This is a genomic window from Rothia sp. HMSC078H08 (genome assembly GCF_001808955.1).
Taxonomy (GTDB): Bacteria; Actinomycetota; Actinomycetes; order Actinomycetales; family Micrococcaceae; genus Rothia.
The window spans coordinates 168,264-182,951 of record NZ_KV795254.1; the positions used below are offsets into that span (position 1 = coordinate 168,264).

The 14,688-nt window shown below is 56.9% G+C and carries 10 protein-coding genes and 1 pseudogene; all 11 read right to left on the minus strand.

Annotation, left to right across the window (positions count from 1 at the left end; translation table 11 throughout):
• Positions 1-85: 85 nt before the first annotated feature.
• A complete protein-coding gene (locus HMPREF2528_RS04310) occupies positions 86-583 on the minus strand; it encodes a DUF2505 domain-containing protein (protein WP_012904008.1) in 498 nt (165 codons plus the stop codon).
• Positions 584-841: 258 nt separating this feature from the next.
• A complete protein-coding gene (locus tag HMPREF2528_RS04315; RefSeq protein ID WP_070542640.1) occupies positions 842-1,552 on the minus strand; it encodes a glycosyltransferase in 711 nt (236 codons plus the stop codon).
• Between the two features lie 277 nt (positions 1,553-1,829).
• Positions 1,830-2,312 carry a PssD/Cps14F family polysaccharide biosynthesis glycosyltransferase gene (gene pssD / locus HMPREF2528_RS04320; protein ID WP_012904005.1) on the minus strand — a complete coding sequence of 161 codons (483 nt, stop codon included), beginning with the start codon at positions 2,310-2,312 and terminating at the stop codon, positions 1,830-1,832.
• A 186-nt stretch (positions 2,313-2,498) separates the two neighbouring features.
• Entirely contained in the window at positions 2,499-3,731 is a 1,233-nt protein-coding gene (locus HMPREF2528_RS04325; RefSeq protein ID WP_049341605.1) for a Wzz/FepE/Etk N-terminal domain-containing protein, read from the minus strand.
• 67 nt (positions 3,732-3,798) lie between these two features.
• The gene (locus HMPREF2528_RS04330) at positions 3,799-5,805 is read right to left on the minus strand and encodes a lipopolysaccharide biosynthesis protein (RefSeq protein WP_070542643.1); all 2,007 of its coding nucleotides are present in this window, start codon (positions 5,803-5,805) and stop codon (positions 3,799-3,801) included.
• The gene (locus HMPREF2528_RS04335; protein WP_049341608.1) at positions 5,802-7,157 is read right to left on the minus strand and encodes an O-antigen ligase family protein; all 1,356 of its coding nucleotides are present in this window, start codon (positions 7,155-7,157) and stop codon (positions 5,802-5,804) included. The genes HMPREF2528_RS04330 and HMPREF2528_RS04335 overlap by 4 nt, the downstream gene beginning before the upstream one ends.
• Before the next feature lie 17 nt (positions 7,158-7,174).
• Positions 7,175-8,125: a glycosyltransferase family 2 protein gene (locus HMPREF2528_RS04340; RefSeq protein WP_070542646.1), complete on the minus strand. Its 951-nt coding sequence runs from the start codon at positions 8,123-8,125 to the stop codon at positions 7,175-7,177.
• Between the two features lie 11 nt (positions 8,126-8,136).
• Positions 8,137-8,925 carry a CDP-alcohol phosphatidyltransferase family protein gene (locus HMPREF2528_RS04345; protein WP_049345169.1) on the minus strand — a complete coding sequence of 263 codons (789 nt, stop codon included), beginning with the start codon at positions 8,923-8,925 and terminating at the stop codon, positions 8,137-8,139.
• Positions 8,926-9,403: 478 nt separating this feature from the next.
• Positions 9,404-12,829 (minus strand): fibrinogen-like YCDxxxxGGGW domain-containing protein, encoded by a 3,426-nt coding sequence (locus HMPREF2528_RS04350; RefSeq protein ID WP_246823876.1) that lies wholly within the window; start codon positions 12,827-12,829, stop codon positions 9,404-9,406.
• 220 nt (positions 12,830-13,049) lie between these two features.
• Positions 13,050-13,910: a hypothetical protein gene (locus tag HMPREF2528_RS04355; RefSeq protein ID WP_044150700.1), complete on the minus strand. Its 861-nt coding sequence runs from the start codon at positions 13,908-13,910 to the stop codon at positions 13,050-13,052.
• Positions 13,911-14,255: 345 nt separating this feature from the next.
• Positions 14,256-14,688, minus strand: a pseudogene (locus HMPREF2528_RS04360) (fibrinogen); the annotation flags it as partial.

Below are 14,688 nucleotides of genomic sequence, written 5' to 3' on the forward strand. Positions count from 1 at the left end.
CCCCCGCCGTAAGTACTTACGGCGGGGATCCTCTGCATATTGGCGGTATATCAGCTACACCTCAAAGGTGAGCGTCTCATAAGCTTTAGCGCTGTGCCAGCCACTTCTCAGCGGAGGAGCCCAGAACCTTCAGCACGCGGCCAACCTGCGGCTCAGCAGCGGCTGCAATCTTCTTGCCCACCAGCGGGATGGAGCAGGAGACTTCACCGTTGACGTCCAGGCGGGTCTGCTCGCCCTCGGGGGTCAGCTTCTGAGTAGCCTGAGCGGACACGGGCACGCCGTTGACCTTGACCTCGGTAGAAACGGTGCGGGATCCGTCAGCAGCCGGTGCGCTTACGGTGTCCATCTGGGTCATAGCAACGCCGTTGCCGACGAACTTACGAGCGATGTCCGGCACGCGCTCAGCGGGTACGGTACGCTCGGTGGTTGCGGTGAACTCGGCGGAGGTGTCACCGGAAACGGAGAAGCTACCGAACTCCACGCCAACCTCGGAGCATACGAAGCGTGCGAAATCCTCGCTAGAGAACGCCTCGATAACCTGCTCAACGCTTGCGTTGATAACGGTCGATTCCTGAACTGCCATAATTGTTCCTTTCGTAGTGCGCGAAAACCCCGCGCATTATCCCTTCTAAGGATACGGTGCGCGGGGTTTCGCAACCAATGTAAAGACGCGAATCCACCTGAGAATATGCCGTGAACAAGGGAAAACGTCCGCAACCTCTCACAGGGTGGTTGGAGGGTTCGCATGCCGGTCTAAAAATGCGGGAAACACCTCCGGGTGGCTCCCACATCGCATCACTAAGGATGCTGGGTTTAGAAAGCTAAAGCTTTTAGACGCTGGTTAGGCGCTGGGAGCCATCGCGTCGATGCGAGCCATCTCAGCCTTACCCGCACGGTGTGCGCGAGCAGCCTGCTTCAGGCGACCCCAGAAGGAATCCTTGCGGTGGGTCTTGCCAGCGAGCAGATCCTGCAGTTCCTCGCCCAGCTGCGCTGCAGAAATCTCCGGGGTGGAGATGTAGGGCTCAGCGGTGCGGAACAGGGAGGGGTTCGCCAGAGCAAGATCCAGCTTGTCGAAGAGGTCTTCGCGGCTCTCAACGACAACAGCGTGGCCGCGCTTCTCCATCAGAGCGGTGAAGGGGACCTGGTGGTTGTCAACGACCTCGTCGAACTCTGCGCGGCGCGGAACAGCCAGGGGCAGAGCGCCGGTACGGCGTGCATCCTGGATGGAACCGGGGCCGCCCTGAACCAGTACTACGCGTGCGGTTGCGTAGTAGTCCAGCAGCTCGGAGGCGGGAAGAAGCTTAAGGTTGTCTGCGTGCTTAATGGGCGCAGTGTGGCCATGCTGCACGAGGCAGGTGACCTCGGGGTGAGCCTCAAGATAAGCCTCAACCCAACGCAGGAGACGATCAAAAGTGTGAACGTCGGTGCCGAGGGACACCACCAAATCGTACGTCTTAGTAGGAATACGAACGGGCGCGACGGCAGGGGTAAATACGGGCAGGTCGAACTTGGAAGTATCAACGCTGACGTGGGGGAAGTCCTGAATAGACATAGCCTATTCCTCTCTATGTATTTATCGGTAGTAACCCCGTATACCTGACGCAAAAATCCGGAGGGCATCATTGGTATACGCGGCGGCGTCGTGCCGGAGAAAATGGTGAGTAATCTCCGCATACGCTTCTCTGGCGAGTGGTTAGTTCGCTTGGATGGTGAGTCCACAGTGGAGCGCACGACTTATGCGTATTTGTATGTATTAATAAATACTATACCCTGAAAATAACGCCCTCAGCACACGCGAGGACGCTATTTTCAGGATAAATTCATCACTCTTAGAAAATGGGATGAATCACACGAGAATCAGGGAAATTCTCCTGCTGTTCCTCGCTCTGAACAATAATTCGATCAGCAAAGGTGTACAGCATCTTACCGGTCATCGTCGGCAGAGTCGGGCGGTCAAAACACTCAATATAAAGAGTCTTTACGCCAAAAAGTTTAGCCGCAACAAAGAAAGGAACAGCAACACCCGCACCCGCAGAAACAACCGCATCCGGACGTTCCTTCGGAAAAATACGAAATGCCAAGAACAGATTACGAATAGCGTTCTTAATATTTCGAGTGGTCGGGTAATAAGCCCAATAGGTCTTCTCATCAGCCAGAGAAGATTCCACATCGGGCTGTTTAAAGCTAACCCACACGCGGTCATAATTCTGCCACGCAGCAGAAGTAGCCGTCAGATGCTTCAAGTGCCCGCCACTGCTAGAAACCAGCAGAAGCTTCTTCTTCGGTGCCTGAGAGGAAATTGCCTCAGTCATAGTGTTCTCCTAAAGCCCCAATACAAGAGAAAAGTAAGAAGAGAAGATAAGGGTGAGCTGACGGGTTCGGCAACGCCTGCATCAACAGATTCGCCTCAGCAGGTGTCACCGCACCCTACGCTCAAGGACGAAGGACGAACCCGCACAGAAGCGAGGCATCCATCAACAGAACCCGATTACTCGCAATTACTCGCGGTCCAGGAACACAGCCAAAGCGTTCACGCCCTCAAGCTGATCCAGCTGAGCGAAGAGCTCACGAACCTGCTGCAGAGAAGTAGCCGCAGTCACCGGAACCAGAGCAACGCCGCCAGCCTGAACGAAACGCAGCTGAGTCGACAGGGGAGTAGCGGTGCTCAGGCTAATCACCAGAGGAGTCTCGCTCTTCTCAACCAGCGACTCGGGAGTGTGGCGGGTCAGCGCGTCACGGACCGAAGCGTAATCGGTGAAACGTGCGTACTCGGTGGGCAGAACACGCTGCAGCATCTGGTATAGGTGCTCAACACCGCGGTCAGTACCGGGCAGAATCACAATGCCGGAAGCGCCAGCGCTCTTCACGTCGCCGTCGGGAGCACCAATGGTGCGCAGCAGCATGAACGCGTCATTCGCCTCAGAAGTGGAACCCAGCTCGTGAACCGGGATACCAGCATCTTCCAGACGATCAGCGTAACCAACGTGACGCATAGTGCGGTCACGACCGTACGCCAGCACAGCACCAATCAGCAGACCGGCAACAGCACCAACAATACCCATCTTCACCGGGCCAAGAGCCGAGGAAGAAGAAGGAACCTGAGCCTCGCTCATCACGCGACCACCGGTGGTGGAAGTCAGCTGAATCTGAGCGCGACGGTCCTGCAACTGAGAGAGCAGACCCGCACGGTTGTTATCACCCTCGAGGGCCGAAATCTGCTCATCAATCTGGTGCAGAGCAGAATCAACGCTGCTCTTCAGCGACTCGGAACGAACCTGCAGGTATGCGTTCGCCATAGCGTTAGCGTAACGTGCAGCCTCCGTACCGTTGGGGCGGGTCACCTCAATATCCAGAACAGCAGTCTGGGAGGTGCCGGTCACCTTGACGGAGTTCATGAGGCGGCTGGTCAGCTGAGCCTCAGAGAGGGTATCGCCATTAGCAATCAGAGACTTTGCCGCGTTCTGTGCAACCTCGCGAGAGGATGCAACGCGAGACTCGGTCGCAATATCCACCTTCGCGGAGTTAGCGCTACCGGTACCGGCGGGATCAACCACCAGCGGGTAAACAACCAGCGAAGCCTTAGAAGTGTACTTGCTATTGGTCATGTAGCCGTAGACGGCACCCGCCACAGCGAAAACCACAACCGACAGCAGAATCAGCAGACGGTGTCGGAAAATGCGACGTACCTGGTTGCCAAGGGTAACCGAGGAGGTATGAGAGGTGTTATCCATGAGGACATCCTAGAGGAAGAGAAACGGACACTAAATATCGGAGAAAAACGTAGAGGAAGCTGAAGGCTTAAGACTTCGCGCGGCGGGCGGAAAGGAAACGCTCAATACCGAGAGCCTTACGGAAGCGGTACAGCACCGCGCCGTACACCGGCACCAGTAGCACCACGTACACGATGACGCCCAGCACGCTCTGACCCAAGAAAGCCAAAGACGCCAGAGCGCACACCGTCGGAACAGCCGCACCCAAGAAGAGTGAAGGAGCCATCTCACGGGCCGAAGCACGAATACCGACGAGGCGGAACACCTGGTAGCTCGCAAGGAAGGTATCAATCAGCAGAGCAGAAGCCCAAGCCGTCACCGCACCGTACAGGCCCCAGACCGGAACCAAGGTGAAGTTCAAAGTCACAGCCACCACCAGCGAGGAGAGCTTGTTCAACAGCTGCCAGCGACTCTTACCGCTCATCAGCAGAACAGACTGCACGCCACCGGCACTCATTGACAGCATCGCCGCCGGGCAGATCACCCAGAGAATACCGGCGCCAGCCTCAAAGCCCTTACCGAAGAAGCCCAAAAGAGTCGGACCAAAGAACGCCAGGGAGAGGTAGAACGGCCAAGACAACGCAGTCAGCACGCGAGTGGTCGAAAGGAAAATATCTCGAGCACGATCGAGCTGACGAGTAGCCAACGCTGCGCTGATCGACGGGCCGGTCACCACGCGGCCGGTGTGTTCAATCATGGTGCCCACACGAACACAACGGTTCACAGCACCATAGATACCACCGGCAGCGGCACCCAAGAACGCCGTCACCACCAGCACGTCAATCCACTCCAGGATGGTTTCCACAATGGTAGCGACACCGCGTGCAGAGCTGAAACCCCAGAACGAACGGAACGTCTCAGGCGGAGAATCCTCAGAAGAAAGAACCTCCACATGCTCCTCGGAAGGGAACGCCCGCTCCAAAAGCCACAGGGCAACCACCGCAGTAATCGCCACCGGGATGGTCCAGGCGTACACCAAATCCATGAGCTGACCCGAGAACAGAACAACCAAACCCACCGCCGCAAAACGCAGAGTGGGAAGCAGAACATTCTGCAGGAGCGTAAAGGTCACCACACGATGCAGGCCACGCAGAGCGCCGAAGAACACCGTCATCAGCGCCGCTATCAGCACGAAAGCCGAACTGACACGCATCGCCGCCTGATACTGGGGAGCCATCGGCACAATCTCGGTGTAGATGTACACACCCGCCACCAGAAGCACCGAAGTCACCAGCGAAGGAATCAGACCGTAACGGATCAGCTGCGGAAGCACACCGTAACGACCCAGCGCACGCTGAGCACTCATCGTACGAACCAAGCCCGTATCCGCGCCGAAAGTCACCAGCGAAATCGCAATCGCGAACAACGCCATCAGACGGAAAAACTCGCCCGAACCCTCAGCACCAATACCGTTCGACACCACCATCGTGGTCACGAACGCGATACCCGCGCCGTACATCACGCACAGAGAAGCAAGAGAGCCGCTCTTTGCCAGGCTGGGCTGCTTAGCCTTTCCGGGAGCTTTCTTAACCGGCACGCTCTTCGCGGATGCGCTATCTGCCTGAGCACCTGACGCGGAAGGCTTAGCCTTCTCATTCGGAGTCTTTTCTTCCTGCGCCTTTTCTACAGACTCAGCAGTAGCCGAGGCAACCCGCCGGGAACCGGACAGATGAGCACCCACTACAGCGGTAGCGTTTGCCGCTGAGGAACCAGCAGTCGAAGTACCTGACTCCGAAGAACCCGCCTCCAAAGAATCGGGCAGTAACTCTTCGGAAGCAAAGCCTCGAGCCGGAGGCACAATCGACAGCGCCGTGGTCGCAGGAAAACGACCGGAACGGATATCGTCCACCGTCGGAGCAAACTCATCGGTAGAAGACTCTGCCTGCGAGTCAGCCTGCTCCACTACAGGATCCACGTACTCGCCGCTCTCACGCAGGCGTGCACGGCGGCTAGGGTGACCGCCCGTCGAGTAGGCATCATCGAAAGCTGAAACCGCAGTGGTCTCTAAACCACGAGGGGACTGATTCTTCGTCATAGCCCCTCACCATCCCGAATGGAACGAATACACGCCATCGACGCGAGCATCAGAATGGTCATCTGAGCAATATCGAAGCTGTAGAAAATAAAGACGACGCAGCACGCGACCGGCACGCTATGCAGCCAGTACCCGGAGGTGGTCTTCACTCGTGCGCCGCCTGCTACAGTGCACACCATGAAGAGCGCGAACAGCGCCAGACCCACGAAGCCGAAGCAGAACATCAGAGTCCACAGGTACCCCTGGGTACCCATTGACACGCCAATGCTCGGTTCCATACGCGGAGTGCCGTAACCAATAATCGGGGACTCCAAGGTCGCCTTCCAGGTGGCGCGGTAGAGCGCCGCACGGCCACCGGTGGAGTCAGAGTAGTCCTGACGACCCAGAATGTTATCCACGGTGCCCGACGCAAAGAGCGCCACAACCACAGCCGTAATCGCCGCAACACCCGTACCCACAGCACGCCAATTAGCCGCAAGGAACTGACGCAGCAGTACGTACGCTGCGCTGATACCTAGACCAATGAACATGCCGCGGTTACTGGTCGCAATCGCAGGCACAGTAGAAAGCGCCATACCAATCAGCAACGCAATACGCAGCCAGATGGAACGCAGACGAAGCAAGCACGCCAGCATCACCGGGGTAAGTAGGGTGTACGCCAGACCCCAACTGTTCGCGTAGGGGAACGGCGCGGAGGGGCGAATATACGCCTCGGGAGCACCCCAAGGACGCTGAACCTCAGCCAGGGGAGGAAGCATGTAGTCACGCACCAGCGGATTCTGCATAAAACCAGAAGGCATGATGAAGCTCATCGGGGTACGCAGACGGAACTCAGGGAAGAGAACGCCGCCGTAACCCAGGACAATGAGGGTCACCCACAGAGTAGCCAGACCACCCAGCACCCTATTGAGGCTAATAGAAGAACGCGCGTTGTAGTAGTACAGGGCGTAAATGCCGGCGCTGAGAATATTCACAAAGCGCAGACCCCAACCAATAATGTCGGTCGAACGGGTCAGGGCAAGCGCCGCAACAACAACCCACACGCAGAATGCGCCCCACACCCACAGGGAACCGGGCACGCGCACATTACCTCGAATAATGAGGTAAAAAAGCATGATCGCTGCCAGTACCAGCGGCGCAATCTGAAGGACACCCAAAGCCCACAGCGCCGGGAAGCCGTACAGTAACGCCAGCAGAGGCCAGGCGGGGAGCTTCTTCTGCGCCGTAGATACCGGACGGTTGCGCGCGCGGGCACGCAGAATACCGCTGGGCGGAGTACTATCCAATCCAGCAGAATCCTTCAGCGCCACAGGCGAAGTGCCCGGAGGGGAAAGAACGGAAGAGGAAACCATGTCTGTGCGATACCTGGTTAGAGACCTCGACCGGTCTTCTGGACGAGATCAAGAAGAGTGGCGGGCTTAATAACGCCGGTGGACACAACATACGCCGCCCACGCACGAAGCTGCTTGGGGTCGCGGCGCAGAGCAGCGCGAGCGTAGGCACGCGCCTCCTTGTTGTTACCCAGCGACGCCTGAGCGTACGCAATCTGACCGGCGATACGTGCCAGACCCTTGGGATCCTGCTCAAATTCGGGGAACTTACGCAGAATGTAGCTCAGACCGTCAACCATGGACTGCCACTTACCGGAGAAGAATGAGGGGCGGTCCCAGAGCACCAGAATCAGCGGCTCGGGCACGCTCAGCACATCGCCGTGGCGGGTTGCACGCAGCAGCAGGTCGTAGTCTTCACCGTAGGCAGCGGGCAGCTCCTCATCGACCAGGCCGATGCGAGCGGGCTTACCGTCAACGCCGAGCAAATCCTCGCGAGAGTACAGCATAGCGGAAGGGTGAATCTCGGTGATGCGCGAACGCAGGAAGTCCGCGAAGGTTGCGCGCTCGGGCGCCAGGCGCACGATATCCTGACCGCCGGAGCGGACGGTAATACCCGAAGAGATAGCGGCTGCTTCGGGGTTTTCGCGCCAGAGAGCGACCTGCTGGGTGAGCTTGGACGGCATCCAATAGTCGTCGTCATCGCAGAAGCCAATCATCTCACCGCTGGAGGCAATGATGCCGCTGTTGCGGCCGCCAGCCAGACCGCCAGAGCGGGTGTTGGAGACAATCTTCAGGGCACGGTTTTCGCCGACCTCAATGTCCTCGAGGCGGTCGGGCTCAACACGGTCAAAGACGACAACAACTTCAACGAAGCCGCGGTAGCTCTGCTCAAGGATGGAGCGGACCGCCACGCGAAGCAGTTCGGGGCGCTTGCCGTTGGTTGCGATAACGGCGGAAACAGCAGGGTTGCGAGAGGTGAAGTGCATCATTGGGGTTCTCCTTACTCAGCGGGGGTCGCGAGGCTAACGTACTTGCGACGCATGGACAGCAGGACGGTTGCGGCATTAGCCAGCAGAAGCAGCGCGTAGACGATGACGAACACGGGTCCGAAGCCAAGGAAAATGTAGATCCAGCAGAGGGTACCAGCGTCCATGTGCAGGTTGATGAAGGAGCGCAGGGGGCCACCGGTCGGGGGAGCAGCGGTCTTGCGGTTGTTGCGTAGCTGCTCAGCAAGAATCTGGCTCATGAAGTGACCGGCGGTCAGCGCGGTGAAAATCATGGGCATCGCAATGATCCAGCCGTTGAATGCGTTGGAACCGGTAAAGGAGTAGTGCGCAGGGTACAGCAGGAAGGAGAGCAGAGTTGCCATGTGCACGGAGGGCACACGGATGGAGTCGACCACATGGTCGAGCCACTCACCGGCGGGGGAGGACGCGCCGGTCACGCGAGCAACCTGGCCGTCAGCGGAGTCCAGGCCGTAACCGAGAGCGAAAAGCAGTGCAACGCAGATGCCCACACCAATGCTGGGAGGGCAGGTAATCAGAACGATGAGGCCTGCAGCGGAACATGCAGCGGAAATCGCGGTGACGCCGTTGGGGGTGATGCCCAGAGCGACAGCTGCCGCGGCGAAGTAGCGTGCTACTCGGCGGTTGACCCAGCGGGTGTAGGCGGGAACGCCAATGCCGGGCTTCTGCGCTGCTTCAAGAGAGCGCAGGGTGTGAGAAAACTTCGCAGAAAATCCCGATGCGGGTGCGGAGTTCGGGGCGTGAGGTGCCTCAGAGGTGGACATGCACATTCCTTTTTAATCGGTGAGAGGAGTGAAGGAGAGTGAATTACTCCCTTTCGGGGTGGTTGCGAGAAAGTCCGGAAGTCTCGCACGCGAAAAAAGAGGTGGTTGGTCCCTTTTTTCACGTACACCACTATATAGATATTTTACAACGAGATGAAGTGCAACAGGGGGCGTGTGGTCAGGGTCAACAATTGTGTCGTAAAAACCCTCTGACAATGCGCTTTGGTGCAGATTTGCGGGATCCTTCGGGTAGGCTTGGTGTGCTGTTAGAGGGGGTTATCGGCGCTTTGTTCTCGTGAATTGTGGATTTAGAAAACATTTCTGAACATTGTGCAGAGAGGCACATGACAGAAGCACAAATAATGGGAATAAATGATGCAAAAAACACGGAAAAGTGGGGAATATACGCAAATGGGGTTTGATTTCCTGAATCATTCAGAAAATCAAACCCCATTTAGCTGAGATTATCTAGAAGGTATTAGTTCCTTCGAGACTGCATCGGAACGCGGGTTCCGACTCCGTTATTGACGATGCGTCGCTCGCCCTGGCCGGCTGCCGCGTTGTTCGCGTTGTCGACCACGGGCTGCTCAGCCTCGTGTGCGGCGGGAGCATCCGCCTCCTTGTCGCCTTCCTTCTCGGCGGGCTGCTCAGCAACCGGTGCCTTGGAGGTAGCCTGCAAATCGAAGCTCACATTCGGGCGAACGTTACGTCGGCTAATGCCCGGGTGAACCTCAACAGCGATGAGGTTCTCACCAGCCTTCAGCTGAGAAGCCGGAACGGTGAAGGTCACCGGAGTCTTCTGAGCCGTAGCGGTATCAATCGAGCTCGATGCAATCGCGCTATTCCACAGCTTTCCACGAGTGTCAAAGTTGGAACGACCAACCTCTTCACCGTTGACACCCACCGCAATAGCGTCATCCGCGTAAGTGGTCAGCACGAGATCACGGCTGGCCTGCTCACGAGTGAGCTGGATGGTGGTGTAGGCGTAGATATTGTGGCGGGAACGCACGAGCGGAACCTTAACGGAGGTGTTGAGGTTACCAGTACCGACCCCAATCGGGGTCTTGCCGGTCTGCCATGCTTCCTGCGCAATATCTTCCAGGCTGAAGTGGAAGTTGTACTTCCAACCGTACTTACGGTTGGGAGCCTGGGTAGAGACCATGTACTTCCAATCCGAGGCGTAGGGCAGAACAATCTGGTCCTTAGCGGCTTCTTCCTTCGGATTCTCAGGCTTGGGATCGGCGGGCTTAGGCTCCTCAACCTTCGGGTCCGGATCCTGGACCTTCGGTGCCTCAGTAGTCGCTTCTGCACTCGGGGTAGCGCTTGCCGAAGCACTGGGGTCAGCGCTCGCGGTCGGGTCAGCAGCTGCAGTCGGATCCACACTTGCCGTCGGGTCAGCGGTAGGAGTCTCGGTTGCGGTCTCCGTGGGGGTAGGAGTCGGGCGAACCGGAGCTACCTGAACCGGAGTGGATGCAGAGTAGTTATCCGAGCTGTCCACTGCACGCACAAAGTAACGTGCGTTATCGGTGTGGTCAATCTCGAACTTCGTACCCGAAGTGCTAGCGATAACTCGGTCGTCACGCAGAATCTGGTAGCGGACACTACCGGTATCCTGCACGGCATCCCAGGTCAGAACGTCCTTATCGTCCTTCAGCTCAACCTTCAGGTTCTGCGGGGTAGGCGGAGGAGCCACATCGCGAGCCTCAAAGCGCGCAAAACCGACGGTATCCTGAGTACCGTGAACACCCAGCGAACGGTGAATATCGCCGCCAACCCACAGGGTGCCCTTCGAATCCACGAAAGACTCCCAGATACCGAATCCGTGGTCACCCTTAATAGCAGGGGAGAACTCCGGCAGCATCTTACCGCTGTCCTTATCGAAAGCAGCAACCAGCTTGACCGAGTGAATCACGCTCGAACCGCCCACGGGGGTCCGCTTGTTACGCGAATCCTGGTAGAGGAAGTCGCCGCAGTGGCAGGCGCCGTAGATGGTGTTACCGTGCAGGTGCAGATCCTGGAAGTCTCCACCATCGCGGGTAATCGCGGTGTAGGTGGGGGTCAAGGACGCCTTATCGTAACGAGAGATGAGGTGCTCGGTACCGCCCACCCAGACGCCGGTACCGGCATCCTGGACGTCGAACTGGAAACCCCAAATTTTGGTTTCATTACGCAGGTCAGAGACATTAGCGCCAGCAGGAATCTCAGACTGCTGGTACGCCCACGGGCTGCCCTTCTGCATATGCTGAGTAATATCAGCCACGCGGTAGGCAAGGCCGCCGTTGAGCCAGGTGAAGTAACCGGCTACGTAAACATGAGAGTTATCAGCGGAGGCGCTAATACCGTTGACAGTACCGTTGAACACCTGGCGCCAGTTACGGTCTATACTCACAATACCGGGCACACCGTTAGAAGGCTCGCCCAACTTAAAACGGGCAATATTGCGCGAATACGCCTCACCCGCCTTTTCACTTTCATAAATGTGGGTAAAGGTGCCGCCAATATACACGTAGTCACCCTGACGGTGAATGGTCTTCACTGTCATGACCTCGGTACGAATGCGATCTTCGACTTTAACCTGGGCCCATTCAGGGGCAACTTCACCGGTTGTGGCGTCAACAACGACGAAGCTCTCATGCTTCTCACCGTTAACAAGCTTGAAGTTACCGCCAACAGCCAAACGGTTATTCGGCAGAGCCTCAACAGCCTTCACCTGACCGTCAACAGTCAGCTTAAAATCGCGGCGCAACTCGCCGGTCACCGGGTCAAAAGCAGCAATATTAGATTGCGCAACACGCTCACCGGTAGAGGACTCAAGGTACTCGAAGTCGCCACCAATAAACACGCTGGAGGTGCCGTTACCGTGATCGACCTCGGTAATGGCCTCAACGTAGGTGTTCATTTCGCCGGTTTTACCGGAGGCGGTCCTGGCGCTGGTTCGCCAGCGCCAATCCGCCGAACGGCTATTGGGCAGGGCACGACGAGCGCTCGCCGGGGTACCGGAATCCGGGATAGCGCCCAGGTTCAAATCATTCTGGGTCAGCTTCGGGCGCAGGAACATCTGGGTGTAACCGAAAGAGGCCTCACCGTTGCTTTCCTTACCGTAGATGTAGGAGTTCCGCGCATCGGTGATTGCCGGCTCAGAGCCATCCTGCGAAATGGGAGAGTTTGCACCGTAACGGAAACCCATACGGTAATCCTGGGACGCCAACTCATCAAACATCAAAGTCTTGAAGCCGTTGTTCTGTCCACGCAGAATGTGGTCTTCCCACGTGCCATCAGGCCAGTCCCTGCGGCCATTTTCATTGTAGGAAGAGAACTCGTCAGGGTTCGTGACGATCGTATTCGACCAGACAGCGCTCGAGCGCAGAGCCCAGGTCCACTCGGAAGTCTGACGGCGGTCAACCGTCACCTCCTGCCACTTGGTGCCCGAGGTGTTTAGGGCACGGCGGAAACGGTAACCGTCGGGCAGCTGATCGGGACGAACGCCGTTGAGCAACTGAGAAATAGTGGTGCCCGAAAGCTGAATCGGGGTCTTCGCGGCGGGTAGGGAGCTCAGCGCCTTGCCCTGTTCAAGAGTCATACCGGATGACGCGGGTGCGGCATCGCTGTAGAGCTGCGAAGTATCGCCCTGACCCTCATAGTTTTCGGTCCAGCCGTCACGGCCCTCACCAATCTTGACCCAGCCGCCGCCATCAGTTTCCTGATCGCAGTAGAACTGGGTCGGCTGGCTCATCGCGGGAGTGTACAGCCAGTAGGCGCCGCTCTTTGCCTCGGGGTTAGCCTGCTTGGCTTCCCAACAGCTAGCGGCAGCACGCTCGGAGGTCGTGCCATTGTAGAAAGCAGAGTCCCTTTTTTCCGCAGTCTGTTCGACAGCGGTACTCGGCGTAATAGCGGGGATAGCCACGGGCAAAGCCAAAGCCGTAGCAATGCTCAAGCAAAGAGTTGAGCGGGTTATAGCAGAACGAGAAAAGCCAGAGCCCGTCATGCCAAGGTGGGCTTTCATAATATCTCCAAATGAATGCCAAGAAATGTTATCGAGTGCGCATCAACATTAATGCGCTATGGATGATAATGCGCGGTTTCTAGCGAATCGTAGCTGGAAGCCGGCATCTCTTAATTAGACCCTAACAATCAGGATTGTTCGGGAAATCATGGGTCGCAATCTTCCACTGACCATCGACCTGAACGAGGGTGTAAATATTGAGTGAACGCTTGGGAGAATTGTCATCCTTAACGGGCTGATTATTCTCGTCATAGATCTTCACAGAGGAAGAATCCATGCATACTTCCAGCATGCGCGCGGGCTGACCCTTGTACTGAGTCTCAGTCATACGGGGAGTGCCCACCACAGTGGAAGAACCTTCATAGTGCCAGCCTGCCAGTGCGTATTCGGAAGCCTGCACGGCAAACTCAGCGGCAGCGGAATCAACAGCCACAGCCTCGATGGAGCGAATCGTCTCATCATCGAGAACGGCACGAGCCTGCTCAACGTTCTGCTGCTCAGCTTCTTCGTCGCTGGTCGGATCAGCAGTGCGCTCCGGGGACGGAGCGGCAGAAGGAGCTGCCTTAACCTTGGTCAGAATGTTTTCAAAAGAATTGACCAGTTCGGTGGTCTTCTTCACTTCTTCAGTGTCAACGGGCACGGAAGAAGCATTCTTCATTTCCTCCGAACCGGTGTAAATCTCTTCAAGCTTCTGACCGTCAGAAGAAGTGGCCTCAGCATCTGCCTTGGGGGACGCCTCGCCCGAAGCCTCAGCGGACGCAGAAGCGGTGCCCTGCTCAGAAACCTGGGGGGAAGCGCTCGAAGACTTGTTTGAGGAAGCATGCGCCGACGCGGAAACGCTCGCGGACGCAGAAGCAGGCGAAGAGCTATCGGAGCTCGGGTTTTCAGTAGCGCAAGCGCTCAGGACCAGGGCGGATACCGCAACGGTACCCAAGGTGCCCAGAAGGCGGGACCGGGAGGGGTACTTGAAGAACACTGACATGGAAGCCTCTTTAGTGGTTGGAGTGAGAATGACTATATTCCGGAAGATAATACCTTGCACGGCGGCAAAGCACCTAAAGGCTAACACGCAAAGCTGGGAAAATACTTAGACTTACAAAAATAACGTTTTTATAAATGATGAGAATAAGCCCTAACTAATGCTCTATTTTGACTCGATTAGAAGGTAAGTATATATCTCTGCATGAAAAAACCTTCATGTAAATGAATGAAATAGATTCACTATGTGCAAAAAAAATCCCGGGCTGGTTTAAAACCAGCCCGGGAGAATAGGGCGAACATCACTAAAATTATTTGTCACAAAAGCGCATATCGCCCTGATGAGGTGTTATGCTGCCTGGACAGCCTCGGTGCTTGCCGAATAGTTATCTGCAGTATCTACCGCGCGCACATAATAGCGGGCGCCATCGCGGTGATCCACCGAATAGCTCGTACCCGTAACCGTCGCAATAGGACGATCATCGCGCAGAACCTGGTACTTCACCCTACGCTCGGAAATACCCGACCATGTCAGCTGATCCTTGGAACCGTTCGTCGTGACCTTCAGATCGCTCGGGGGAGCCGGAGGGGTCACATCACGAGGAGCATAACGCGCGAAGCCAATAGTCGGCTGTACGCCATTAGCGCCCAGCGACTTACGGATATCGCCACCAACCCACAGAGTGCCCGTGGAATCCACGAAGGACTCCCACACACCGTATCCATACGCGCCGTTCATAATCGGTGCGAACTCCGGCAGCATCTTACCGCTGTCCTTATCG